Origin of the sequence: Hymenobacter sediminicola (genome assembly GCF_014250515.1) — a bacterium.
GTDB classification, from domain to species: Bacteria; Bacteroidota; Bacteroidia; order Cytophagales; family Hymenobacteraceae; genus Hymenobacter; species Hymenobacter sediminicola.
On the sequence record NZ_CP060202.1, the window covers coordinates 3,979,706 to 4,003,493 of the forward strand.

General features: G+C 55.7%; 21 protein-coding genes and 1 pseudogene. 18 read left to right on the forward strand and 4 right to left on the reverse strand.

The window, feature by feature from the left end; translation table 11 throughout:
- Positions 1 to 15: 15 nt before the first annotated feature.
- Positions 16 to 438, reverse strand: a complete 423-nt coding sequence (gene mscL / locus H4317_RS17025; RefSeq protein ID WP_185887752.1) for a large conductance mechanosensitive channel protein MscL — start codon at positions 436 to 438, stop codon at positions 16 to 18.
- Between the two features lie 225 nt (positions 439 to 663).
- Here mscL and H4317_RS17030 point away from each other — a divergent pair, with 225 nt between their 5' ends.
- The 7 genes from H4317_RS17030 to H4317_RS17060 all read left to right on the forward strand — a co-directional run bounded on the left by H4317_RS17030 (position 664) and on the right by H4317_RS17060 (position 8,819).
- Positions 664 to 1,455, forward strand: coding sequence for an enoyl-CoA hydratase/isomerase family protein (locus tag H4317_RS17030; RefSeq protein WP_185887753.1), 792 nt, complete (start codon positions 664 to 666; stop codon positions 1,453 to 1,455).
- A 127-nt stretch (positions 1,456 to 1,582) separates the two neighbouring features.
- Positions 1,583 to 3,088, forward strand: coding sequence for a polysaccharide biosynthesis C-terminal domain-containing protein (locus tag H4317_RS17035; protein WP_185887754.1), 1,506 nt, complete (start codon positions 1,583 to 1,585; stop codon positions 3,086 to 3,088).
- 100 nt (positions 3,089 to 3,188) lie between these two features.
- Positions 3,189 to 3,623 carry a dUTP diphosphatase gene (gene dut / locus H4317_RS17040; protein WP_185887755.1) on the forward strand — a complete coding sequence of 145 codons (435 nt, stop codon included), beginning with the start codon at positions 3,189 to 3,191 and terminating at the stop codon, positions 3,621 to 3,623.
- Positions 3,624 to 3,735: 112 nt separating this feature from the next.
- The gene (locus H4317_RS17045) at positions 3,736 to 4,746 is read left to right on the forward strand and encodes a sugar phosphate nucleotidyltransferase (protein ID WP_185887756.1); all 1,011 of its coding nucleotides are present in this window, start codon (positions 3,736 to 3,738) and stop codon (positions 4,744 to 4,746) included.
- A gap of 114 nt (positions 4,747 to 4,860) precedes the next feature.
- Entirely contained in the window at positions 4,861 to 6,678 is a 1,818-nt protein-coding gene (locus H4317_RS17050) for a tetratricopeptide repeat protein (RefSeq protein WP_185887757.1), read from the forward strand.
- Entirely contained in the window at positions 6,671 to 7,444 is a 774-nt protein-coding gene (gene lolB1, locus H4317_RS17055; RefSeq protein WP_185887758.1) for a lipoprotein insertase outer membrane protein LolB1, read from the forward strand. Before H4317_RS17050 ends, lolB1 begins: the two co-directional genes overlap by 8 nt.
- Complete coding sequence (locus H4317_RS17060; protein WP_185887759.1) at positions 7,428 to 8,819, forward strand: murein hydrolase activator EnvC family protein; 1,392 nt, start codon at positions 7,428 to 7,430, stop codon at positions 8,817 to 8,819. The genes lolB1 and H4317_RS17060 overlap by 17 nt, the downstream gene beginning before the upstream one ends.
- A 247-nt stretch (positions 8,820 to 9,066) precedes the next feature.
- Here H4317_RS17060 and H4317_RS17065 read toward each other — a convergent pair whose 3' ends face one another.
- Positions 9,067 to 10,038 carry a GAF domain-containing DNA-binding protein gene (locus H4317_RS17065; RefSeq protein WP_185887760.1) on the reverse strand — a complete coding sequence of 324 codons (972 nt, stop codon included), beginning with the start codon at positions 10,036 to 10,038 and terminating at the stop codon, positions 9,067 to 9,069.
- A gap of 304 nt (positions 10,039 to 10,342) precedes the next feature.
- Here H4317_RS17065 and H4317_RS17070 point away from each other — a divergent pair, with 304 nt between their 5' ends.
- The 5 genes and pseudogenes from H4317_RS17070 (at position 10,343) to H4317_RS17090 (ending at position 15,460) form a co-directional block, all read left to right on the forward strand.
- Positions 10,343 to 10,576 (forward strand): Sec-independent protein translocase subunit TatA/TatB, encoded by a 234-nt coding sequence (locus tag H4317_RS17070; protein WP_285891472.1) that lies wholly within the window; start codon positions 10,343 to 10,345, stop codon positions 10,574 to 10,576.
- 15 nt (positions 10,577 to 10,591) lie between these two features.
- The gene (locus H4317_RS19495) at positions 10,592 to 10,999 is read left to right on the forward strand and encodes a Sec-independent protein translocase subunit TatA/TatB (protein ID WP_185887761.1); all 408 of its coding nucleotides are present in this window, start codon (positions 10,592 to 10,594) and stop codon (positions 10,997 to 10,999) included.
- Positions 11,000 to 11,013: 14 nt separating this feature from the next.
- Complete coding sequence (gene gatA, locus H4317_RS17080; protein ID WP_185887762.1) at positions 11,014 to 12,450, forward strand: Asp-tRNA(Asn)/Glu-tRNA(Gln) amidotransferase subunit GatA; 1,437 nt, start codon at positions 11,014 to 11,016, stop codon at positions 12,448 to 12,450.
- 499 nt (positions 12,451 to 12,949) lie between these two features.
- Positions 12,950 to 13,264, forward strand: a pseudogene (locus tag H4317_RS19555) (lytic transglycosylase domain-containing protein); the annotation flags it as partial.
- Between the two features lie 1,488 nt (positions 13,265 to 14,752).
- On the forward strand, positions 14,753 to 15,460 hold the full coding sequence (locus H4317_RS17090) for a DsbA family oxidoreductase (RefSeq protein WP_260625715.1): 708 nt from the start codon (positions 14,753 to 14,755) through the stop codon (positions 15,458 to 15,460).
- A gap of 78 nt (positions 15,461 to 15,538) precedes the next feature.
- Here the strand turns inward: H4317_RS17090 and H4317_RS17095 are convergent, their stop codons facing one another.
- Positions 15,539 to 16,534 (reverse strand): aldo/keto reductase, encoded by a 996-nt coding sequence (locus H4317_RS17095; RefSeq protein ID WP_185887764.1) that lies wholly within the window; start codon positions 16,532 to 16,534, stop codon positions 15,539 to 15,541.
- Positions 16,535 to 16,977: 443 nt separating this feature from the next.
- Here H4317_RS17095 and H4317_RS17100 point away from each other — a divergent pair, with 443 nt between their 5' ends.
- Both H4317_RS17100 and H4317_RS17105 read left to right on the forward strand, forming a co-directional pair.
- Positions 16,978 to 18,462 carry an alpha/beta hydrolase family protein gene (locus H4317_RS17100; protein WP_185887765.1) on the forward strand — a complete coding sequence of 495 codons (1,485 nt, stop codon included), beginning with the start codon at positions 16,978 to 16,980 and terminating at the stop codon, positions 18,460 to 18,462.
- A gap of 64 nt (positions 18,463 to 18,526) precedes the next feature.
- Positions 18,527 to 19,933, forward strand: coding sequence for an alpha/beta hydrolase (locus tag H4317_RS17105; protein WP_185887766.1), 1,407 nt, complete (start codon positions 18,527 to 18,529; stop codon positions 19,931 to 19,933).
- Between the two features lie 87 nt (positions 19,934 to 20,020).
- Here the strand turns inward: H4317_RS17105 and H4317_RS17110 are convergent, their stop codons facing one another.
- Positions 20,021 to 21,301 (reverse strand): MFS transporter, encoded by a 1,281-nt coding sequence (locus H4317_RS17110; RefSeq protein WP_185887767.1) that lies wholly within the window; start codon positions 21,299 to 21,301, stop codon positions 20,021 to 20,023.
- A 153-nt stretch (positions 21,302 to 21,454) separates the two neighbouring features.
- Here H4317_RS17110 and H4317_RS17115 point away from each other — a divergent pair, with 153 nt between their 5' ends.
- The 4 genes from H4317_RS17115 to nth all read left to right on the forward strand — a co-directional run bounded on the left by H4317_RS17115 (position 21,455) and on the right by nth (position 23,786).
- Positions 21,455 to 21,877, forward strand: coding sequence for a hypothetical protein (locus tag H4317_RS17115; protein ID WP_185887768.1), 423 nt, complete (start codon positions 21,455 to 21,457; stop codon positions 21,875 to 21,877).
- A gap of 278 nt (positions 21,878 to 22,155) precedes the next feature.
- On the forward strand, positions 22,156 to 22,791 hold the full coding sequence (locus H4317_RS17120; RefSeq protein WP_185887769.1) for an RNA polymerase sigma factor: 636 nt from the start codon (positions 22,156 to 22,158) through the stop codon (positions 22,789 to 22,791).
- Positions 22,730 to 22,960, forward strand: coding sequence for an anti-sigma factor (locus H4317_RS17125; RefSeq protein ID WP_185887770.1), 231 nt, complete (start codon positions 22,730 to 22,732; stop codon positions 22,958 to 22,960). Before H4317_RS17120 ends, H4317_RS17125 begins: the two co-directional genes overlap by 62 nt.
- Positions 22,961 to 23,066: 106 nt before the next feature.
- Positions 23,067 to 23,786, forward strand: coding sequence for an endonuclease III (nth, locus tag H4317_RS17130; RefSeq protein WP_185887771.1), 720 nt, complete (start codon positions 23,067 to 23,069; stop codon positions 23,784 to 23,786).
- Positions 23,787 to 23,788: the final 2 nt, after the last annotated feature.

Consider the following 23,788-nt stretch of genomic DNA (forward strand, 5'->3'; position numbering starts at 1 on the left):
ATCGAAACTGGTGTATTAGCTGCGGGTGCGCAGCGCATCCCGGATTTCCATGAGCAGCACCTGGTCTTTAGTTGGGCCCGGATCAGCAACAATTACTTCCTGTGGCTTCTTAAAGCGGTTTGCTAGCTTCACAATCCAGAAGATGGCAAACGCCATCAGTATGAAAGCAATAACAGCGTTCAGAAACAGTCCGTAGTTGACGGTGGCAGCCCCGGCTTTCTTCGCTTCCTCCAGCGTTTTGTAGGTCGAGCCATCGAGCGCAAGGAACCAATCTTTGAAATCCATTCCGCCGGTGAGCAGGCTCAGCACAGGCATCAGAATATCGTCGGTCAATGATTTGACGATGTTGCCAAAAGCCCCACCGATGATAACACCTACGGCCAGATCCAGTACGTTCCCTTTGGAAATGAACTCTTTAAACTCAGAAACGAATCCCATATACGTGAAGGGTTTTGGTGGAAGAGAGAATAGAACTCGGGCAATATAATATCTTTTTAATTCCTTCTACTGTCCGGGTTAGTTCAGCAGTAACAAAATAGTAAGAGCCTTTTCTGCCCTTTTTCTACCAGCACTCCCTAGCTCTATAGCCGGTGTGGCCGCGGGCATGAGGGCTGGCGTTTTGCGCTATCTTTGCTCATCCGCTGATCTATTTCTTCCTTCTGCATGGCCACTTTCGACAATCTGCTGTATGACCTTGATGCTGCATCCGGCATCCTGACCATCACGCTGAACCGCCCTTCCAAGCTGAATGCACTGAATGCTGCCACGATTAAGGAAATCGGCACGGCAATGCAGTTGGCCCTCGATGATACCGCCGTGCGCGGCATTATTCTGACCGGGAGCGGAGAAAAGGCATTTGTGGCCGGAGCAGATATTGCCGAACTAGCGGCTGTTGAGAGTGAGTCGTTGGCGCGCCGAGCGTCAGAATCAGGCCAGGAAGTATTCTGCGCTATTGAGGAAAGCCCGAAACCGGTTATTGCGGCCGTTAATGGCTTTGCATTGGGCGGAGGCTGCGAGTTGGCTATGGCTTGCCATATGCGTATTGCTGCTGATACGGCCCGTTTTGGCCAGCCAGAGGTGAACCTGGGCCTGATTCCGGGCTATGGTGGTACGCAGCGCCTTACGCAGCTGGTAGGCAAAGGAAAAGCACTGGAATTGATGCTGACCGCCGACATGATAAAAGCTGATGAAGCCCTGCGTCTCGGCTTGGCGAACCATGTGGTGCCGGCCGCTGAGCTGATGGACTTTACCCGAGCTTTGCTGGGCCGCATTCTAACCAAAGCGCCTCTGGCCGTTGGGCTGGTCATCGACAGCGTGAATGCCTACTATGCAGATGAGCGCCACGGCTACCAGGTAGAAGCTAATGCCTTCGGGCAGTGTTTTGCCTCCGATGATTTCAAAGAAGGCACTCAGGCATTTCTGGAAAAGCGCCCGGCGGCATTTACCGGCAACTAGTAAAGACCGAAGCAACAACGCCCATGCAGCAGTTTGGCAAAGCCCTTTGTTGGGTTAGAACAGGCACTTTGCTTTGGCGAGATACTCCGGTTATGCCGCTGCACAATCGTCATCAGTACCATATTAAATGAGCGTAGCGAAGAAGCTTGCCTCGCAGACCGCCGTGTACGGTATCAGCAGTATTGTGGGCCGGGTGCTCACCTATTTGCTGGTACCCGTGTACACGGCCCGCTTTGCGGCAGCCGAATACGGCATTGTGACCGGACTCTACGCCTACGTATCTTTCCTGAACGTGGTATTCACGTACGGTCTGGAAACGACGTTTTTCCGCTTCGCCAACCGGGCTGGTGCCGACCGGCAGCTTCTCTATGACAGAGTGCTTAGCCTATTATTGGTTAGCAGCGTGGTGCTTGCTGGGCTGCTGGCGTGGCAAGCTGGCCCACTGCTGCAACTGCTGGGGTTGCCGCCCGGCCACGAGCGGTATGCCGTGTGGCTGGCCCTAATTTTGGGCCTCGATGCGGTGGCGGCTATTCCGTTTGCCCGCCTTCGGTTGGAAAACAAGGCCCGCAAGTTTGCCGCCATTCGCATGGCCAATATCCTGCTGAACGTAGGGCTGAACCTGTTTTTTATTGTAGTGTGCCCCGATGTGCTGGCTGGCAAATACCTGACTGACCTACAGCCGGTGGTAGCACGCCTCTACGACCCCACCATAGGCGTCGGCTACGTGTTCTTGGCCAACTTGGCAGCTAGTGCCTTCACGCTGCTGCTGCTAGGCCGCGAATTGGCCGCTTTCCGGTTCCGCCTGAGCCTGGAGCCTTTGCGCCCATTGCTCACCTACGCCTACCCCATCATGCTGATGGGCCTGGCCGGCATGGTCAACGAGACACTGGACCGGATTCTGCTGCCGACCTGGCTGCCGGAAGGCTTCTACCCAGGCAAGAGCAGCCTGACGGCCGTAGGCATTTATGGAGCTTGCTACAAGCTTAGCATCTTTATGAGCCTCGTGATTCAGGCGTTCCGCTACGCCGCCGAGCCGTTCTTCTTTGCCCAAAGCACCGAGAAGAATTCGCCGGCCACTTTCGCGCAGGTACTGAAGTGGTTCACATTGTGCTGTGCCCTGATTTTTGTGCTCATCAGCGTGAATCTGGAGGTATTTGCGGAGCTATTTCTTAAGCGTGCCGAATACCGCGAGGGTATAGCAGTCGTACCGGTGCTGTTGCTGGCCAATCTGTTTCTGGGGGTGTATTGGAACCTGTCCGTATGGTTCAAGCTCACAGACAAGACCTACTACGGCACCTACATAGGGGCCGCCGGCGCAGTACTGACCATTGCACTGAACTTTCTGCTGATTCCGGTGCTGGGCTATATGGGTTCGGCCCTGGCTACGCTGGCCTGCTACTTTATGATGGCAGCCATCTGCTGGTGGCTGGGCGAACGGCATTTTCCCGTGCCGTACCCGGTAGCGAGGCTGCTGGGCTGGCTGCTGGTGGCCACTGGTGTAGTGGCCCTGGGCTGGCTGGTTTCGGTGGAAAGCTACTGGCTCCGACAGGCGTGGCACGGGCTGCTATGCGCCGGGTTCCTGGGGCTGATGGTGGCCGTCGAGAAGCCGCAGCGTGTGCTAGCCCGGCGCTAGCCGCGGGTGCTTTCCTCCTCCGCACGACCAATTACCTCGCGTGAGTCTGTCTGAATCGACTGGACCGCTAAAACGAGTAATCAAAAACTACCTTTGTCTTATGCAGATTCCCGTTATCAACCGTTCCCACCATCCGCTGCCTGAGTACCAGACAGCCCATGCCGCTGGCCTTGATGTACGTGCCAACCTGGAGGCGCCTATTACGTTGAAGCCCCTGCAGCGCGCCCTGGTTCCAACTGGTCTGTTTATGGAAATTCCGGTGGGCTATGAGGTGCAGGTGCGGCCTCGCAGCGGCCTTGCCTACAAGCACGGAATCGGTATCGTGAACAGTCCGGGTACCATTGATGCTGACTATCGTGGCGAACTGAAGGTGCTGCTGGTAAACCTTTCCGACACGGAGTTCGTGATACAGGATGGCGAGCGTATTGCCCAGCTGGTTGTGGCCCGGCACGAAGTCGTTTCGTGGCAGCCGGCCGAGGTGCTGAGCGAAACGCAACGCGGCGCGGGCGGCTATGGCAGCACAGGCGTGCAGTAGCCAATTGAGTCGAGAAGAGAGAAGCTGACGTGCTGTTAGCGGCTCTGCTACAGAAGATTCAATAGATATTTTTACAATTCACCATCCAAACTCCTCATAACCAACTTACCCGATGAGAATCATTGTCCCGATGGCAGGCATGGGCAAGCGTATGCGCCCGCACACCCTCACTGTTCCGAAACCACTCATTCCCATTGCTGGCAAACCCATTGTGCAGCGTCTGGTGGAGGATATTGCCAAAGTATGCGGCGAGCCGGTGCAGGAAGTAGCTTTCATTATTGGCCGCTTTGGAGCAGAGGTGGAGAAAAGCCTTGTGAAGATTGCAGAGTCAGTAGGCGCCAAGGGCACGATTCATTACCAGGACGAGCCGCTGGGCACGGCACACGCTATTCTATGTGCTCAAAGCGCCCTGACTGGTCCCGTGGTAGTAGCCTTCGCCGACACGCTTTTCAAGGCAGATTTCACGCTTGATTCCAGCGTGCCCGGCACCATCTGGGTGCAGAAAGTAGACGACCCGAAACCCTTTGGCGTGGTCAAGCTGAATGAGCAGGGCCAGATTACAGACTTCGTCGAAAAGCCTCAGGAGTTTGTCTCGGACCTGGCCATCATTGGTATCTACTATTTCCAGGACGGCGAGTATTTGCGTAGCGAGTTGCAGTACCTGCTCGACAATGACATCAAGGACAAAGGCGAGTACCAGCTCACCAATGCCCTCGAAAACATGAAAAACAAGGGCACTACGTTCGTGCCCGGCCGCGTTACGGAATGGCTTGACTGCGGCAATAAGGACGCTACCGTTTTCACCAACCAACGCTACCTGGAGTACCTGCAGGAGCGTGGTGAAAACCTGGTAGCTGACTCAGCCAAGGTGACCAACTCCGTTCTGATTCCGCCAGTGTATGTGGGCGAAGGCGTAATTATCACGGATTCGGTAGTAGGCCCACACGTTTCGCTGGGCAACCAAACCAACGTGCGTGGGTCTGTTATTACGAATTCCATCGTGCAGCAATCGGCCACGGTGCTTCACGCCAATGTCACCAATTCCATGATTGGCAACTTTGCCACCGTGGCCAGCACCCCCGACGACCTGAGCTTGGGCGACTACAATACGCTGCGCGTATGATAATTTAGTAGCCGCTTACGTTACGCAGAAGCGCGGGGCCATTCCGCCGTTTTGGGTATCTTGACCTTCTTCCGTTTCTTCTGACTGGCGGATCTGCTCCGCGCTCCTGTCTTCATGCGTCGCGTTTTTCCTTCCCTATTCCTCCTGCTGGCTTTGCTGTACCTGCCCGAACCGGGAAGGGCACAGCAAAGCCAGTCTGGTACTACGGCCACTCCGAAGGCAGAGGCCAAGCCCCGCAAGCTGAGCCGCAAAGAACGCAAGGAACTGGCCCGTCGGGCCGAGTTGGATGCCGTCAGCAGCCAGCGCCAGCTCACTGAAAAGGACCGTGAGGCCAGTGAAGCCTTCTTCGTGGAGGGAGTGAAGTATGTGATTCTGGAGGACTACAACAAGGCGCTGGAGCGGCTGCTGAAGGCGTATGCCCTCAATCCCGGCAATGCGGCCATCAGCTATAAAATTGCCGAAACCAACCTGCTTAGCGGCAACCTGAAAGACGCCAGCAACTTCGCGCAATCGGCTGTCAAGCTCGACCCCAAAAACGCCTATTATTACCTGCTGCTGGCCCAGACCTACGCTTCGCAGAAGCAGTATGACCAAGCTGCCAAAGTATATACCCAGTTGATTCAGGATGTGCCGGATTCCGGCTACTACCTTTTTAATCTGGCAGATCTGTATCTGGCCCAGGGCAAGCTGAACGAGGCGCTGGCCACGCTGGAACGCGCTGAGAAGCAGTTTGGCCCGCTGGATGAGGTATCGTTCAAGAAACAGCAGATTTACCTCAAGCAGAACAACCTCGACAAGGCGCTGCTGGAAGGCGAAGCGTTGATCAAGGCCAACCCCGACGAAATACGCTACGTGCTGGCACAGGCCGAAATGTATGCTGCCAACAACCGCCTGCCTGATGCTGTGCGGGTAGCCGAACAGGCCCTCCGCCAAGACCCCGAAAGCCCACAGGCCCGCATGATTCTGGCCGATGTGTACCGGCAGCAGGGCAACGCCGCTGAGTCGGAGAAGCAGATTAAGCTGGCCTTCGAAAGCCCGGGCCTCGATATTGATGACAAGGTGCGTGTGCTGGTGGATTTCATTAAGCAGCTGCCCAATCCCAAGATTGAGAAAACAGCCCTAGACCTAGCCGCCATCACGGTGCGGGTGCACCCGAAAGAAGCCAAAGCCTACTCCGTGGCCGGCGACATTCAAACCCTGACCAACCATAAGGAGGATGCCCGCAACACCTATTTGCAGGCCATTAAGCTCGACAACTCCCGCTACCAGATCTGGCAGCAGGTAGTCTTGATTGACGCGGAGCTGAGCCAGACTGATTCGCTGCTGCGACACACGGACCGCGCGCTGGAGCTGTTTCCGAACCAGGCACCGCTTTGGTTTTATAATGGGGTAGCCTACGTGCTGAACAAGCAGCCCGCCAAAGGCGTGAAAGCGCTGGAATATGGCCGCAAGCTGGCCACCGACAACCCCGAGCTGCTAGCCCAGTTTGACACTCAGCTTGGTGATGCCTACCACGAGTTGAAGGAGTATGCCAAGTCGGATGCGGCCTATGAGGCAGCGCTGACATTTGATGCCAACAACGCACAGGCTCTCAACAACTACAGCTACTTTCTGTCGGTGCGGGGCGAGAAGCTAGACCGCGCCAAAGAAATGTCGGGCAAGCTGGTGAAGCAGTTCCCCGATAATGATACGTATCTGGACACTTACGCTTGGGTGCTGTATAAGCAGAAGGACTATGCCGGCGCCAAGCAGTATCTGGAAAAGGCACTACTTACCAGCAAAGATGCCACGGTAATTGAGCACTACGGCGACGTGCTGTTCCAGCTGGGCGACAAGGATAAAGCCCACGCCGAATGGCTGCGGGCGAAAAAGATAGGCGGTGCATCAAGCCTGATTGACCGCAAAATCAAAGACAAGAAACTATATGAGTAAACACATTGCGCTGAGCCTGCTTCTGGCCATCATCCTGCTGGGCAGCTGCACCCGGAAAGCGGTTCCTACCAAATCGGGGGCGACCACCAAGCGGCCTGTTCCGGAAGCCGTGCGCGCTACCAATGTGGAGTTCCGCTTCCTATCGGCGAAAGGCAAAGCGCAGTTCGATTACCAAGGCAACCAGCAGGCAGCCAACATCAATGTTCGTATCCGCAAAGACAGTGTCATCTGGATTTCGGCTTCACTAATTGGCTTAGAGGGCGTACGTGCTTATATCACCCGCGACTCAGTGCAGGTGCTTGACAAGCTGCACCGCGAATATTACGCCGGTGACTATGCCTACCTGAGCAAGCGCTTGAATGTGCCCGTCAACTTCGACATGCTACAGGCGCTGCTTCTTGGCAACTACCTCCCTCCTCTCGACCCAGCCACCGAACCCAAAGTGGCCACGGAAAACTCGATGCAGCGGGTCAATTATGAGCAGGTAGGCCTGCTTGTGCAGCAGCTCATCGAGTTGGGAAAGGCCCGCGTGCAGCAGCTTACGGTAGAAGATCCGGCTACTCAGAACAAGGTGACCGTGGACTACACCGATTTCCGGGTGCTGGAACGGGCGCCGCAGTCTTTCGCCTACAATACGCTTTTGCAGATTCAGCAGGGCCAGAACAAACCCACCACTGCTACGCTCAGCTACCGTACCGTTGATGTAGACAAGGAGCGCCTGCAATTCCCGTTCTCCATTCCAAAAGGCTATGCCCGGAAGAAGTAAGCGCTGGCTGGCAATTGTCTTGCTGTGTAGCCAGCTGGGAGCACTCAGCCTGAGCAGCGTGCTGCTGGCGCAGCGTGCCCAGACTACCCGAAGAACTACGACTACCAAAAAAACGAAGGCCCAGCTTGAGCGGGAGCGGCAGGCCACACTGCGCCGAATTCGTGAAACCAGCCGTATTCTGGAGCAGACCCAACGCCAGAAAGAGGCCTCTTTGGGCCAGCTAAACGCGCTGAAGGAAAAGCTGACTGTACAGCAGGGCGTTATCCGCAATATTTCCTCGGAGCTGTACTACATCAAAACCGATGTGCAGCAAACCGAAACGCAGGTACAGAAAACCAAGCAGAACCTGGAGCAGCTGAAAGCTGAGTATGGTCGGCTTATCTACGCCGGTTCCAAAACGGCCAACAGCTACAACCGCATCATGTTTCTGTTTGCGGCTGAGTCGTTCAACCAGTTTATGTTGCGCCTGCGCTACATCCGGCAATACTCAGAAGTGCGCCAAGCCCAAGCTGCGCAGATTGCAGGCACCCAACAGCGCCTGAGCCAGCAGCTCAACGGCCTGAAAGTGAAACAGGAGCAACAAGGCCAGCTGCTGAACACGCAGGTAGCCGAGAAGAACAACCTGGTAACGCTCAAAACCCAGCAGGACCAAGTCGTAACCAAGCTCAGCAAACAGGAACAGGGGCTACGGCAGGAACTGGCCGACCGCCAGCGCGCCATCAGCCGGCTCGACAACCTGATTGCGGACCGGGTGCGAGAAGAAATTGCGCGTGCCGCCCGGGTGGCAGCCGCCAAAGCAGCAGCACGCGCGGCTGCCCGCGAGCGGGCCGAGCGGGCTGCCGCTTCCACGCCCGGCCGTACTTCCACAGAAGCTCCTGCGCGCACTTACTCTGAACCCGCGGAACCGGCAGAGCCCGTCCGCACCGACCGGGTTACTCTAACTCCGGAAACGGCAGTGCTTTCCTCATCCTTTGCTGATAACCGTGGCAGTCTGCTTTGGCCAGTTGCCAAAGGCTTTATCTCGCAGCGCTTTGGCCGCCACAATCATCCGGTACTCAAGAATGTGGTGGTAGAGAATCGTGGCATCGATATTCAGACCGGCTCTGGTGAGGCAGTACGCTCTATTTTCGATGGCAAAGTGTTGACCGTAGCCAGCGTACCTGGCATGAACAACATCGTCATGATTCAGCACGGCGAGTATTTCACGGTATACGCCAAGCTGCGGAGTGTGAGCGTGAGCGAAGGCCAAACGGTGAAGATGCGCCAGCAGATTGGAACCGTGTATACCTCTTCCGAAGGCACTTCCGAGGTGCAGTTTCAGGTGTGGCGCAACAGCTCCAACCTCAACCCTGAAAACTGGCTGGGACGCCACTAGCGTGCCGTTGCCGCATAAAAAAACACCGCACACGGTACGGTGTCTTTCTGAGCTATGAAAACAAACTTAGCTATCAGCATCTCCTGTGTACCGAACCAGCCAAAGCTGGCCTACAGCAAAACAGGCGCCCACCGATAACATGCCGAAATATAGCATGTTGCCTAGCCAGATGGCAGGAAAATTCGGTGAAAGCCTGATTTTTCACGCTGAACAGTACGCTTTCCTTCTGTCAGTTTTGCAACCAACATTAGATCAGGTTTAGCCGGCTCAGCAGAATGGATTTGTAGGAGTTGCCGATAGGAATAAGCGTGGGAGACTGACGGTCCTGCGGCCGGCCCACGTCCACCTGCACCGAGTCGCCTTCGATGGCCATAATCCGGTCCAGACAGACGATATACTTCCGGTGAATACGGGCAAATTCGCGGGCTGGCAGCTTTGTTTCTAGTTCTTTCATTGTGCTGTACACCGTATACCGCTCCCGCGAGGTATAGATGTTTACATAGTCACCGAGGGCCTCTACGTATCGGATATCTTCTGTATGCACCCGAATCAGGCGGTGCTCCTGCTTCACAAATATCTCGTTGCGGCTTCCCATAAACATCGACTGTGCCGCATCATTGGCCATCCGGATCAGTCCGTCTAGTTTTTGGCTTTCCTGCTCCAGCTGCAAACGGGCGCGCCGCAACTCTAGATGGGTTACCGCTTCTTTGGCCAGAATGCGTAGCGCATCACGTTGCTGGGCCGTAAGCTGGCGGGGCTCGGTATCAATCGTGCAAATCGTGCCCAACGCCTGACCGTCCGGCGTAATCAGGGCTGCGCCGGCATAGAAACGCACGTTCGGGTCATTCACTACTGACGGATAATGCTGAAAGAGCGGATCCTTTTGCGCATCCGGCACCTCAAACACATCATCAATCTGCAGCGCGTACTGGCAGAACGTAAAATTTCGGTCTACTTCTTTGACATCGAATTCCACGTTGCAGGCCTTAATCCATTGCCGCTTGTCATCAATGAAAGACATCATCGACATCGGCGTACCACAGATGTAGGAGGCTAGCCGCACCAGATTGTCGAAGGCGGCCTCAGACGGCGTATCCAGAACCTGGTAGTTACGCAGTGCTTCCAGCCGATCAGCTTCTTTAGAATGAAGGGCGTGTTTTGGAAAGCCAATACTGGTTTCTATTTCCGATGATACTTTAACGGATGTCGACTTCGGCATAAAGCAGAGAAATGAGCGGGATTCAAACGCTAAACGGCAGGTACACCGCTCCGGCAGAAAAGGAAACAACTAAACGATCAACTTGCTTTTTTACACGCCAGACAGCTGCTCTATTCTGTTGAACCAGCCAATTTTCCCGACGAGCATTTGCCTATAAAGATAGGAGTTGTATTCGTTTGCCCTGAGCCGCTGGGAAAGTCTTCCTCGGTGTAACGGGCACTTTTTTTAAAATTATGAGGTACCTTTACCAATCCTATTGTATGTGCGTATGCGTACACTAGGCTTTCAACTCCCAATCGGGCTCATGCCCTCCTCCAGTATGTTACTTTCCTCGCTTTTCCTGATCGGCAATTTCGGTACGACCGAGATTCTGCTGATTGTAGTTGCTATTATTCTGCTGTTTGGTGCCAAACGTATTCCAGAACTGTTCCGGGGAATGGGCCAGGGCATCCGCGAGTTCAAGGACGCCTCAAAGGAGGAAAAGCCAGAGTTTCGTGACCGTCCGGTGAATCCTAACGACTCCAACCAGCCTCGCTAACAACGCACCCACACCATGCAAACGCCACTTCTTTTTATTGGCGACATTGGGGGTAGTGAGCTGATGCTCATCCTGGTCGTCATTCTTATCTTCTTTGGAGCCAACAAGATTCCTGAGTTGGCTCGTGGCCTCGGCAAAGGCATCCGGGAGTTCAAAGATGCTTCTCGTGAAATCCGCAGCGAATTTGAAAACGCCGGCCAGCCCCAACAGCCCTACCAGCAGCAGTTCAACCAGAACTACGTAGCACCGGCTCCGGAGGTGGCACCTCAGCCTCTGCCCGATGACGCTTACACGCCTTCTGACGCCGCTCCGGTTTCGCCCGGCACTGCCTACGTTCCGCCGGTAGCTCCTCCCATGGATGGTGGTATTACGCCGCCAGTAGCTCCTGCAGCTGAGCGTCCCCGTCTTGACCAAATGTCCTAACTGATTTATTCGATTTGAGACGCTTTCATTCTCTCACGGAAGTTCGCCACGAGCTGACGGCAGGCACCACGACCTGCCGTCAGCTCGTGGAGTATTATCTGGACAACATTGAGCGGCAGAATGGCCGCCTCAATGCTTTTCTGGAAGTATGGCCCGATGAAGCACGTGCCCAGGCTGATGCCATAGATGCTAAACTGGCGGCCGGTACGGCCGGCAAGCTGGCTGGTATGGTTATCGGGCTGAAGGATGTGCTTGCCTACAAAGACCACGCCTTACAAAGCAGCAGCCACATCCTGGACGGCTTTAAGTCGTTATACACTGCTTCGGCGGTGCAAAGGCTACTGGATGAGGATGCCATCTTCATCGGCCGCCAGAACTGCGACGAGTTTGCAATGGGCGCTTCCAACGAGACGTCTTATTTCGGGCCGGTACGCAATGCCTTGGACGAAAAGCGGGTTTCGGGTGGTTCTTCAGGAGGCTCGGCTGTAGCGGTACAAGCCGATATGTGCTTGGCTTCTATCGGTTCGGACACAGGTGGGTCGGTGCGTCAGCCAGCGGCTTTCTGCGGCATTGTCGGCTTTAAGCCTACATACTCGCGTATTTCTCGCTATGGTCTGGTTGCCTACGCCTCGTCGTTTGACCAGATTGGTACGCTCACCCGCTCTGTAGATGATGCGGCGCTGCTACTGGAAGTAATGGCCGGTGCCGATAACTTCGATAGCACTGCCAGCCAGCGTGATGTACCCTCTTACAGCCAACTACTGGAACCGGCACCACACTACCGCATCGGCTATATCCGTGATGCAGTAGAACGCCCCGGCCTCAATCCAGAGATAAAAGAAGCACTGGAGCACAAGCTGGAAGAGCTACGTGGCCAAGGCCATGTGGTAGACGCGGTGGATTTTCCCTACCTCGACTACATGGTGCCTACCTATTACATCCTGACCACCGCCGAAGCCAGCTCCAACCTGAGTCGCTTTGATGGGGTGAAGTATGGCTACCGGGCTCCGGATGCTACTGACCTAGCTTCGCTCTACAAAAAGACTCGCTCACAAGGATTTGGCCCGGAAGTGCAACGCCGTATTCTGCTAGGCACCTTTGTGCTTTCGGCTGACTATTACGACGCATACTACACCAAAGCGCAGCAGGTACGCCGACTCATCAAGGACAAAACTGACGAATTACTTCGCCAGTACGATTTCTTGGTGTTGCCAACCGCGCCTACCACGGCCTTCCGTATTGGGGAGGTGAACAAAGACACCCTGGCCATGTATCTGGCCGATATATTTACGGTGCAGGCATCACTAGCTGGCGTACCGGCCGTGTCGGTACCCGCGGGCAATGACTCGGAAGGGTTGCCAATTGGGCTGCAGGTTATAAGTGGCGCGTTCCGCGAAGAACATCTTCTGGCCTTCGCCAAATCCCTTACGGAAACCTTGACTCCGGCATAAACAGGCTGTTTTTAGCATAAAAGCCAAAACGACGAGTGGTGCCTGCCACTCGTCGTTTTGGCTTTTTACCTTGCAGTTGTACTTGCGCTGAGTATATTTAACCCGATTTGAATCAGGGCCTTTCGTTTTATAACACGATACCCCGGACAAGGAAATGAAGAAAAAATTGCTCCGTGTTGTAGTAAGCAGCGGCTTGCTGGGCGCCACTCTTGTGCCGGCAGTGTTGGCCCAGACTCTGCCCGAAAGGCTGCCAGAATCCCCCCGCCCTATCGGTTCTGACGATACCACACAGGTAGTGGATCTGCAACTGCTGCCCGACTCGCTGGTGGCGGCCCCTGTGCTGCTGGATTCGGCGAAGCTGGTCTGGATGCAGACTCCACCGGAGCTACGCGACTTAGTAGGCGACCGTATCAATTGCTTCGAAACCGATGCCCCGCACGCCTTCAATCCGGCTGTTATGCCGTTTGTGCTGTATTTTACGGAGCGCAACCGGAAGTACATGCAAAGGGTACTGGAGCGAGAGAATCTGTATTTCCCGCTGTTTGAGAAATACCTCGCCAAATACAACCTGCCTGTAGACCTCAAATACCTTGCGGTTGTAGAATCGGCCTTGATTCCAACGGCTAAGTCGCACGTGGGAGCTACCGGTCTGTGGCAGTTTATGGGGCCCACAGCCGGCGACCTGCGCCTACGCCGCGACGAGTGGGTAGACGAGCGGATGAACCCGGAGAAGGCAACAGAAGCTGCCTGCAAGCACCTGCGTTACCTCTACGGCGTTTTCCACGACTGGGAGCTGGTGCTGGCGGCGTATAACTGGGGAGCGGGCAGCATGCAGCGGGCTATGCGGCGTACTGGCAAAAAAACGTTCTGGGACCTATATCCACACCTGCCGAAAGAAACGCGCAACTACGTGCCCACTTTCACGGCCATTATGTACTCGATGAAGTACGCGCAGGCCCACAAACTGCACTCACCAGACCTGAACTACCGATACGCCGAAGCTATGGATACGCTGCAGGTAGGCGGCCGGGCCCTCGACCTGCATCGGCTTAGCCAGGCGTGCGGCTTCGCCGATTCCTCAGCGCTATTACGCTACAACCCTGAGTTGAAACGTAGCTGGTTGCCGGAAGGCTACCGGAGCTACGCCGTGCAGGTACCTGCCACGGCCCGCCCACAGCTCGCCATGGTAGACCGGGGCACTCTGTTTGACTACTGCCGTCCTCGCACGGATATACCCACTCCACTGGCCCCGATTATGGCCCGCCTGCAGGGTGTCGAAGCATTTCCGGTGCGCACCATGGCAGCCAGTGGCACGCCACGTGAAGAAGATGCCACTCCTGGCCCACGATTCCGGCGCGTACGCCACACCGTACGGCGAGGCGAAACGGCCGCTGCCGTTGCCGGGCGTTATGATGTTAGTACTGCCCAGTTGGCCCGCTGGAACGCTCTGCGCCAAGGCCGGCCGTTGGTTCCGGGCAAACAGCTGGTGGTATTTGTGCCTGTAGCCATGCCGGCCGCAGCGCCCACTACTGCTACGGCACGTAAGCTGAGTAATCCTGCTCGGCTCCCTATAGCGTCAGCAAAAACTGCCTCTATTTTTCAGCCAGAAAAACAAGCTATTTTATCTACAATAGAAGAAGTAGTGGCAGCGGCAGAACCCGTCAAGAGTGCTGTCCTGAGTGGCAACCCGCAAGCTATTAGCGAGGAAGTAGCGGCCACTGCCGCCACTGCCGCCACGCTAACAACTTCCGACGACAGCCTGCCGGCTTTCTACCTGGTTCGGCGCGGCGACAATCTGGCGAAGATTGCCGAGAAGCGCGGCCTGACGGCAACTCAGCTCATGGCCTGGAACGAGTTGAGTTCGGAGAAAGTAGTACCTGGGCAGAAGCTCGTGCTGCGGGCGCCGGCGAATGAAGAAGCTGAAGCGGTAATAGTGCCAGCCAGAAAGCCCCGTCCTTCTGAAAAAGCCAGTGCAACCGTAGCGGCCAAGTCAGCCCAAGCAGCACGAATGGCCGACAATAAAGTGCACATGGTACAGAAGGGCGATACGCTCTATAATATCTCGCGCCGCTACCAGGGCGTAACCGTGGAACAATTGCGACGCCTCAACAACCTGACTTCGGATGAAGTGAAGCCCGGGCAGAAGCTGATTGTAGCACGATAACAGAACTCAGTACCAGTACCACTCCTGCCGGTTCCGGAATATCCGGGTCCCGGCAATTTTGCGTCCGACGAAACCGAGGCACTAGGCTAATAGTTGTAGGCGCCGGAGCAAGTTGCTCCGCTTCTACCGACTCTACTCATGAAAAAGATACCCATAGAAATCTGGTCAGATATTGTTTGCCCGTTCTGCTACATCGGCAAGCGACGCCTCGAGAAAGCCTTGGCCAGTTTTCCGCACTCCGACGCCATCGAAATCAAATGGCGCAGCTTCGAGCTGGATCCGGAGGCGAACCCAATGCCGGGCGAAAACCAGTACAAGCGTCTTGCAAGCAAGTATGGTAAAACAGAAGACTGGGCCCGGCAGATGAGTGCTAACATGACCCAAATGGCCGCTGAAGAAGGCCTAGCCTTCGACTTCGACCATGCCGTACCGGCCAATACTTTCCGGGCACACCAGTTGGTACACTTGGCGGCACAACATGGCCTACAGGATGCCGCCAAGGAGCGTCTGTTCAAAGCCTATCTAGAAGAAGGTCAGGACATCAACGAGGTGGCCACCCTCATCCGCCTAGCGCAGGAGTTAGGTATCCCCAACGACCAAGCGGAAAAGGTACTGGCCGCCGATGCATTTGCGCAGGAAGTCCGTCACGACGAATACCAGGCCCGGCAGATTGGCGTGCGGGGTGTACCTTATTTCGTCTTCGATGATAAGTACGCAGTTTCTGGGGCCCAGCCCGCCGAAATGTTTGCGGAAGTGCTGGCTCGGGTCTGGGAAGAGGCGCGGCCCCAGCCCGTACAACTTACCGGTACCGAAGGCGCTGCCTGCGACATTGATGGCAATTGCTAGACAATACCTTACCGCACAGAAAACGGCCGCTTCAGCAATGAGGCGGCCGTTTTCTGTGCGGTAAAAGCACATGGTATGTTAAGCTGGTTGCGGCATTTGCTCCAGCTGCTGGCTAATGAACTCTACTTCCTGTGGGGATAGTTGTACGTCAATGGCACGCGCGTTCTGCACAGCTTGCTCTGGGTTGCGGGCTCCTGCCAGCACCACCGAAATACCTGGCTGCGCCAGAGTCCAGCGCAGCACCAACTGGCCAAGAGTGGCATTTTTGCTCTCTGCCATTGGCCGGATTTTGCTCAGAAACGCATTTACACGCGCCACGTTTTCAGAGGCAAAAAGCGGATGCTTGGCACGTAAGTCACTTTCTTCAAACACCTGCCCTGGCTTAATCTTGCCGGTAAGCAGGCCTAGCTGCATCGGGCTGTACGCCAAGATGGCCTTGTGATGCGCCAGGGTGTATGGCACCAAGTCCTTTTCAATATCACGCCGCACCATGCTATAGGGCACTTGGTTGGAAGCCAGCGGCAGCACCTTTTCTGCTTCCTGCATCTGCTCCACCGAATAGTTGCTTACACCCACAGCGCGGACTTTGCCTTGCTCCACCAGCCGAAGTACGGCCTCCATGGTTTCGTGGATGGGCGTGGTTTTGTCGGGCCAATGAATCTGGTATAGGTCAATGTAGTCGGTGCCTAGGCGGCTCAGGCTGTCTTCGCACTCCTTGATGATGCTTTCGGGCGCGGCGTACTTATACACGTCGATATCCTGGCCGTCGTTGTTCTTGGTTTTCATGGCGAAGTCACCTTTTGCCACATCCCAGCGCATTCCAAACTTTGTCAGCAGCTGTACCTTGTCGCGAGGCAGCCCTTTGATGGCTTCGCCCACAATCTGCTCACTCAGGCCCTGTCCGTAAATCGGGGCGGTGTCAATGCTGGTCACACCCAACTCAAAGGAAGCACGAATAGCTCCTACGGCATCATTTTGCTCGGTACCGCCCCACATCCAGCCACCGGCAGCCCAGCTGCCAAAAGCAATGCGTGAAACATGCACCCCGGAATTTCCTAGCTCTGTGTACTCCATAACGTCTGTCTACTGCAGTATTTGGCTCCGTTGCCAGCCTGCGAGGTGAGGTATAAGCCAGTTAGCCGGATAAGGTTCCGGAAATCTGCCCTGTGGCACTTTGTCAAAGCCAAGATGTAGCCTTTGCAGCCGCTCGTCGGTCAGGCACTGATTTTATAACGGAAAAGCCGCTGGCCCAGAAAAGCGGAGCAGTAACGCCAGTGATGCAGAAAGAAATTCTGGCTCGAATGCCTCGCCAATCTTAGCTTGATAGTCCACAGACGTCATCGACTAGCCAAACAGGAGGCCAGCCCTGTTTGACACTACTTAGCATCCCTGTCATCCTGTGTATTCGCCAAGTTAAACCTGGGCAAAAAATAATTGATTGAAGTACCTTTGATTTTGATACTTTCCGTGCCTTCCCCGTATACAGGCAATCTGAAAGGCCTTCTGTTTGTAACTTTATGAAGAAAAGTTTATACGCTCTTTTCCTGTTTTGTGCATTCCTTTTCACTACTCAGGTTTTTGCCGCCGATGGTCCAGTCCTGAACGGCCAGTGGCGTGGCCCATTGAAAGTACCGGGTGGCCAGCTTGAGCTGATCATAACCATCATTCCGCTCACCAACGGTGGCTACTACGCGGCCCTTGATGTGCCGCAGCAGCGTATCTACCGCATGCCGGTGGAAGTGACGGTGAAAGGCAATGAGCTTAGCCTGGAAATCGAGCAGGCGGGCAGCAGCTTCGTTGGCAAGATTCAGAACAATGGAGCCCTGCTTTCCGGCAACTGGAAGCAGCCCGGCCTGAGTGGCCCTCTGCAGTTGCAACGGGCCAAGTCCTCGGAAATGGCCGCCGGGAAAGTTCGCCTCACCCCTCCTTATCGTGAAGACGAAATCAGCTTCACCAATCCCACTGCCCGGCTGCGTTTGAGCGGCATGCTCACGGTGCCGGCCGGTCCGGGGCCTTTCCCGGCCGTTGTGCTGGTTTCCGACTCTGGGCCGCAGGACCGTGACGCCGGCGAGCAGGAATACCGCATGTTCAGTATCCTAGGCGACTACCTGACGCGCCGTGGCATTGCCGTGCTGCGCTTCGACGACCGGGGCACCGGCAAGTCGCAGGGCATTTATCTCACAGCTACCACACAGGATTTGGTAGGCGATGCGCAGGCTGCAATGGCCTTTTTGCGCGGCCGTGAGCTCATTAATCCGCAGGAAATCGGGTTCATTGGGCACGGCGAAGGTGCCAACGTAGCCCTGCTGGCCGCCGCCGATGCTGGCCCCGCCAAACCGGCCTTTGTCATATCGATGGCCGGCTATGGCTTGCCAGGTCGCCACGTTCTTACCCGGCAGCAGTTGGAAATTATGCGTCTTATCGGCGCCAGCCCGGCACAGGTGAAGGCTTCTATGGAGTTGCACGCCGATATGATTGATATTATCCGGCAAACTCCCAACGATGCACAGGCACGCGGCAAAGTGGCGGCTACGCTTCGCATGAGCAATACCGACCTCGACCCGCACATGGCGCGGGCCCGCGCTGTACAGCTCACTTCGCCTTGGTCGCGCTACTTCATCGATTTTGAGCCTATGCGTAAGCTACCGGATGTGAAGTGTCCGGTGCTGGCCATTAACGGGGCCGATGACCTGCAGGTGGAAGCCACAAACAACCTTGCCATGCTGCGCAAAGGCCTGCGTTCCAACCGCGACGTTACGACCCGCCGCCTAACCGGCGTGAACCACTGGCTACAGCCCAAAATGGAAGAATGGGCTATTGTGAACGGAGAACAACAGCCTACCTTCTCGCCGAAGGCGCTGGATGTTATGCGCGAATGGATTGCCAAACGCACTACCCAGCCCAATGCGCTACCCGTCACAGTGAAGCGTGCGGCACCAGCCAAGCCGGCCAAGGCCCCTCGGAAGCCTCGGGCTGCCGCGCAACAGCAAGCCAGCCGCTAGCCTGCAGACTCCACAGGTTGCCGTATACTTGCGTTTCTGATTGCCGACCTTTTATTCCGAGCAGATGAAACGTATTTTTTCAGGAGTACAGGCTTTGCTTTGCGCACTGCTCCTGAGTGGCAGCTTTGGTGCTACCGCCCAAGGCTCAAAGTCGGTGGCGGGTCCTTGGAATGGTATCCTGGAAACGCCAAATCCGGCACAGCTCATTATCAACATCAGCGAACCGCCGAATGGGCCACGTATTGCTGCGCTGAGCGTTCCGCAGCAAAAAGTAACCGATATGGCCTTCTCCGGTGCAGAAATGCAGGGAGACAGTTTGGTGCTGCTTTCCGATTTTCTGGGGCTGCGCTACGCCGCTAAGCTTTCTGTCGATGGCCAGCAACTCAAAGGCCTTTGGAAGCAGAACGGGGAAAAATGGAATCTGACGCTGACCCGGGGCCTGCCCGCCCCACCGCCCCCACCCAAGCGCCCGCAGGACCCGACTCCGCCACTCCCTTACCGCGAGCAGGAAGTTAGTTTTCAGAACCCACGAAGCAACCAGCAACTGACCGGCACGCTCACGCTGCCCGCTGGCAAAGGTCCTTTTCCGGCAGTGGTACTGGTATCAGGGTCGGGGCCGCAGGACCGGGATGAGGCTCTCATGGGCCACCGCCCGTTCCTAGTACTGGCTGACTACCTGACGCGCCGGGGCGTTGCCGTGCTGCGCTACGACGACCGGGGCGTGGGCAAATCAGGCGGCACGTACGCAACGGCTACCACCGCCGACTTCCTGACCGATGCGCAGGCAGCACTGCAGTTCCTGCGTACCCAGCCAGGTATTCAGCCGAAGCGGGTGGGCATGATTGGGCACAGTGAGGGAGGGACTATTGCGTTGCTGGCAGGTGCTCAGCCCGCGCCGCCCGCCTTCATTGTGTCGCTGGCCGGCGTGGGCGTGAGCGGCACCGAACTGCTGATTCGCCAACAGGCTGACCTATTGCGCACGGCTGGCCTCGACACTGCCCATCTGCAGCAGTTGCGCCGCACCCAGCAGCAGGTTCTACAGATTATCACCACTACTCTCGACAACCCGCCTGCTATATCCAAGGTGGTGCCTTTGCTGAAACAGGCCAGCCCCGGCGTTACGGAATCAGCCCTCACAGCCATGGCAACCCAAATGACGGCCCCTTGGTATCGGCATTTCCTAACTCTCAATCCACAGCCCGAACTGGCGAGGGTGAAAGCGCCGGTATTGGCCCTCAATGGCAGCAAAGATTTGCAGGTTGCCGCTGACCTGAACTTGCCCGCCATTGAGAAAGGCCTGAAAGCGGGCGGCAACCGCGACGTGACTATTCAGCAGCTTGATGGGCTAAATCACCTGCTGCAGACTGCTACAACGGGGTTGCCATCGGAGTACGGCCAGCTGGATGAAACCATTTCCCCCGCAGCACTGCAACTCATTGGTAACTGGATAGCCAGCCACACCAAGCGCTAACTGACCACAAAACAAAAGTGGCCTACTCAGCACAATGCTGGGCAGGCCGCTTTTGTTTGCACTCTAGCGCTTACTGCGCTTACGCTGCTAGGCTTTCACCTTCTCTGGAGTCATATCAAGCCGGCGCAATTTGTCGGCGCGCCAGGCCGTGATGCCCACTACCAGAATGGTCATGCCTCCGCCAAACACGACGGAACGCACCACGCCCAACAACCGCGCCGCTGCTCCCGACTCGAACGAGCCGATTTCGTTGCTGGAGCCAATGAAGATGTTGTTCACGGCTGAAACCCGGCCTTTCATGTACTCCGGCGTATAGGTGTGCAGCAGTGTGGAGCGCACGATAACGGAAACCGAATCGAAGACTCCCGTCATAAAGAGCAGGAAAAGCGAAAGCCAAAAGTTGGTAGACAGAGCAAACAGAATAGTGGCTACCCCGAAGCCTGCTACTGCCCACAGCAATTTGCGGCCCGCGTGGCGCTTAAGCGGAAAGTAGGTCAGAAACACTGCCATCAGGACCGAACCCACTGCGGGAGCCGATTCCAGATGCCCTAGCCCGGCGGCCCCTACTTTCAGAATATCCACTGCAAACACCGGCAGCAGCGCCACAGCTCCCCCAAATAGCACCGCAAATAGGTCGAGCGACAAGGCGGCCAACACGAGCTGGTTCTGAAAGATAAACTGCAGCCCACTCAGCACACTGTCTTTCAGGCCCAGCTTCTCTCCCTCCAGCGGCGGCAGCGGCCGTGACGCAATCTGCAGGAACTGCAGTAGTGCCAGGCCCAGCAGCACCGAAGCCACCGTATAAGAAGCAGCCACGCCCAAGTGCGCAATCAGGTAGCCCCCAATGGCCGGCCCCATGACGGAGGCAGCCTGGTACGTTGTGCTGTTCCAGGTCACGGCATTGGCTAGTTTGTCGCGGGAGGGCAGCAACTGCGGCATAAATGAGAATAGCGCCGGCCCCAGAAAGCCGCGCGCAATGCCACTCAAAAATATTACGCTGTAGAGTGGCAGCGTATAAAACGACTCTTTTGCCAGCAGCCCAATGCCGGCCGGCGAAGCAAAGAACCATAGCGCGGCTGCACAGAGCACCAGCACTCCTACCGCAGCCACAATAATGTTCTTGCGCCGCACCGAATCGGCAACATGCCCGGCATACAGCGACACTGTGATACTAGGAATGGCCTCCGCCAACCCAATCAGGCCCAGAGCCAGCGGATCATTGGTCAGCTTGAATATCTGCCAGCTGACGACCAAGCCCTGAATACGCGTAGCAATAGTCAGGAATATCCGCGCCGAAATCAGACGACGAAAGTCCGGTAGACGTAGTGCGGCATACGAGTCGTGGCGCGGAATAGAAGAATCGGGCATAGAAGTGTGTCACAGGCGAAGAAGCGGCAAAGGTAGAGGCTACGCATCGGCAAGCCCCGTATTTCTGCGGCGCTGCTCTTGTTTGCCGGCTGCTTCTTCGTAAAATTGATTGAAACCGGCCCTCTATTATTTCCGGCCGACTTCCCCACCATTATGCCCCAATCCGTTCAGGTCGCCGATTTTGCGGAACTCACTTTCCGGGAAGACCTCCGCGTGCTGCTAGCCCGCTGGCTGCGCCCTATTTCTTCACTTGAGCTGCAACAGAGCTACGAGGCGCTCCTGGCAATGGCAGCACCCCACCGCTGCCGCTTCTGGCTGCTTGATTTGCGCCGCCGTGGCACCAGCACTGAAGACGACACCCATTGGGTACTGGAAATATTTTTGCCACAGCTGGCCCCTCGCTTGGGCGGCCGGATCTATCTAGCCTTTCTTGTCTCGCCGGTTCACTTGGCCGTCATTGACCAGGAGAGCGGTGCACCGCTGGTGGCAAATGCCCATTGCCATGCCCGGCTTTTTACGGATGAAGGACTAGCCTCTGCTTGGCTGGCGCGGCGGCACCAGCATGAGAGTGTATAGCACTAGCACCCATGCTATTTTTTCTACCCCTGAATCAAGTACTTATCAAAAAAACTAGCGGAGCTTACAATAGAAAACATCTAATTGTCAATGTTCTATGAAAAGGTTTTGAAAAACCAGAAAAAAATTTCGCTTTGGGCATTCTAGGCATTGTGATTAGTCCGGCAGTTACATACATTTGGTTCAAGAGGTTCTTCATCATTCGCTCATCTCGAGTTTTTTCACGGTAACTGCACAATATGGCATAAAGCTCTACGTTTCTTAACCTGTAGTTCTTTATGGAAACCATGCAGCCGAGCGACTCCGCTCTTATATCCCTTTACATTGCTGGCAATGAAGAGGCCTTCGCGCATTTGCTCGAACGGCACAAGGCCCGTGTTTTCACGACAATCATGTTGATTGTGCGCGATGAAGACGTGGCCGAAGACCTGCTGCAGGACACATTCATAAAGGCGATTCACACCATGAAAGGTGGCCGCTACAATGAGGAGGGCAAATTCTCCTCTTGGATCTGCCGTATTGCCCACAATCTGGCCATTGATTTTTTCCGTCGGGAGAAGCGTAGCCCCCTACTTAATCTTGACACAGCCAGTCATGCCTTCAATTCACTCTCGCACGCCGAAGAGGGAGTGGAGGCGGCTCTTACGCGGGAGGAAACCTATGCCCGGCTTCGGGAGTTAATACAGGACCTGCCTGCAGCACAAAAGGAAGTACTCGTGATGCGCCATTACGGCGACATGAGCTTTCAGGAAATTGCTGATGCAACGGGGGTAAGCATCAACACCGCCTTGGGGCGGATGCGCTACGCACTGATTAACCTGCGGAAAAAAATGGCCGCACAGCCCGTTTTCTATGATCAAAACCTTTACCCACGAGAAACTGCTCCGGTACGTATACAACGAATTGCCAGCTAATGAGCAGCAAGAGATAGAGCAAGCCTTGCAGCACGACGCCGAACTGGCGGCCACCTGCGCCGACCTGCTGCTAGCCCAACGCACCCTCGACAGCCTGCGCCACAAACCTGGCCAGCGCAGCACCGAGGCTATTCTGCAGTACTCCCGCACGTTTCTACGCTCGGCGTAGGAACTTCTCTCCCCTTTTCGTCATCCTGCCTAGGCTGTTTCACGCACAGCTTAGGCAGGATGCTGTTTTTAGGGGATATTTGTGCGTATTCTTTTGCCATTGCTTTATGCGGAAGTCCGAGCGTTACCGTCGCTTTCTGGAATATTTCACGACCAATTTCCCGCAGCCGGAAACGGAGTTGCATTACCGCAACCCCTACGAACTGATTGTGGCGGTAGTACTAAGCGCGCAGTGTACGGATAAGCGCGTAAATCAAGTAATGCCTGCCCTCCTGGAGCAATTCCCGACGCCTGAGCAACTGGCTGCAGCCACAGCCGACGACATTTTCCCGTTCATTCGCAGCGTTTCCTACCCTAATAATAAAGCCAAGCACCTAGCTGGGCTTGGACGCATGCTCTTGGCTGATTTTGGCGGCGAAGTACCTAGCAGCATCGAGGAACTGCAACGGCTACCTGGCGTAGGGCGCAAGACGGCCAACGTAGTTGTTTCGGTGATTTATAATCAGCCCGCTATGGCCGTGGATACGCACGTGTTTCGGGTTTCGCACCGGTTAGGACTGGTGGCCCGTACGGCTACTACGCCATTGGCTGTTGAAAAGGAATTGGTGCAGCATATCCCGCAGGATCTTATTCCGAAAGCGCACCACTGGCTGATTTTACATGGCCGCTACATTTGTGTAGCTCGCCAACCCAAATGCGCCATTTGTCCACTCACTGAGTGGTGCAAATACTACGCTGAGGTAGTTGCCAAACAAATCACCCCGAATGCAAAACCTGCTTCAGCAAGCCTTAATGCAGAAAATAAACAGGCACCTAGTACAACTTAGTA

Excerpts from the sequence above, each read along its gene's own strand:
- mscL (WP_185887752.1), bottom strand. The coding sequence starts at position 438 with ATGGGATTCGTTTCTGAGTTTAAAGAGTTCATTTCCAAAGGGAACGTA.
- H4317_RS17030 (WP_185887753.1), top strand. The coding sequence starts at position 664 with ATGGCCACTTTCGACAATCTGCTGTATGACCTTGATGCTGCATCCGGC.
- H4317_RS17035 (WP_185887754.1), top strand. The coding sequence starts at position 1,583 with ATGAGCGTAGCGAAGAAGCTTGCCTCGCAGACCGCCGTGTACGGTATC.
- dut (WP_185887755.1), top strand. The coding sequence starts at position 3,189 with ATGCAGATTCCCGTTATCAACCGTTCCCACCATCCGCTGCCTGAGTAC.
- H4317_RS17045 (WP_185887756.1), top strand. The coding sequence starts at position 3,736 with ATGAGAATCATTGTCCCGATGGCAGGCATGGGCAAGCGTATGCGCCCG.
- H4317_RS17050 (WP_185887757.1), top strand. The coding sequence starts at position 4,861 with ATGCGTCGCGTTTTTCCTTCCCTATTCCTCCTGCTGGCTTTGCTGTAC.
- lolB1 (WP_185887758.1), top strand. The coding sequence starts at position 6,671 with ATGAGTAAACACATTGCGCTGAGCCTGCTTCTGGCCATCATCCTGCTG.
- H4317_RS17060 (WP_185887759.1), top strand. The coding sequence starts at position 7,428 with ATGCCCGGAAGAAGTAAGCGCTGGCTGGCAATTGTCTTGCTGTGTAGC.
- H4317_RS17065 (WP_185887760.1), bottom strand. The coding sequence starts at position 10,038 with ATGCCGAAGTCGACATCCGTTAAAGTATCATCGGAAATAGAAACCAGT.
- H4317_RS17070 (WP_285891472.1), top strand. The coding sequence starts at position 10,343 with ATGCCCTCCTCCAGTATGTTACTTTCCTCGCTTTTCCTGATCGGCAAT.
- H4317_RS19495 (WP_185887761.1), top strand. The coding sequence starts at position 10,592 with ATGCAAACGCCACTTCTTTTTATTGGCGACATTGGGGGTAGTGAGCTG.
- H4317_RS17090 (WP_260625715.1), top strand. The coding sequence starts at position 14,753 with ATGAAAAAGATACCCATAGAAATCTGGTCAGATATTGTTTGCCCGTTC.
- H4317_RS17095 (WP_185887764.1), bottom strand. The coding sequence starts at position 16,534 with ATGGAGTACACAGAGCTAGGAAATTCCGGGGTGCATGTTTCACGCATT.
- H4317_RS17100 (WP_185887765.1), top strand. The coding sequence starts at position 16,978 with ATGAAGAAAAGTTTATACGCTCTTTTCCTGTTTTGTGCATTCCTTTTC.
- H4317_RS17105 (WP_185887766.1), top strand. The coding sequence starts at position 18,527 with ATGAAACGTATTTTTTCAGGAGTACAGGCTTTGCTTTGCGCACTGCTC.
- H4317_RS17110 (WP_185887767.1), bottom strand. The coding sequence starts at position 21,301 with ATGCCCGATTCTTCTATTCCGCGCCACGACTCGTATGCCGCACTACGT.
- H4317_RS17115 (WP_185887768.1), top strand. The coding sequence starts at position 21,455 with ATGCCCCAATCCGTTCAGGTCGCCGATTTTGCGGAACTCACTTTCCGG.
- H4317_RS17120 (WP_185887769.1), top strand. The coding sequence starts at position 22,156 with ATGGAAACCATGCAGCCGAGCGACTCCGCTCTTATATCCCTTTACATT.
- H4317_RS17125 (WP_185887770.1), top strand. The coding sequence starts at position 22,730 with ATGATCAAAACCTTTACCCACGAGAAACTGCTCCGGTACGTATACAAC.
- nth (WP_185887771.1), top strand. The coding sequence starts at position 23,067 with ATGCGGAAGTCCGAGCGTTACCGTCGCTTTCTGGAATATTTCACGACC.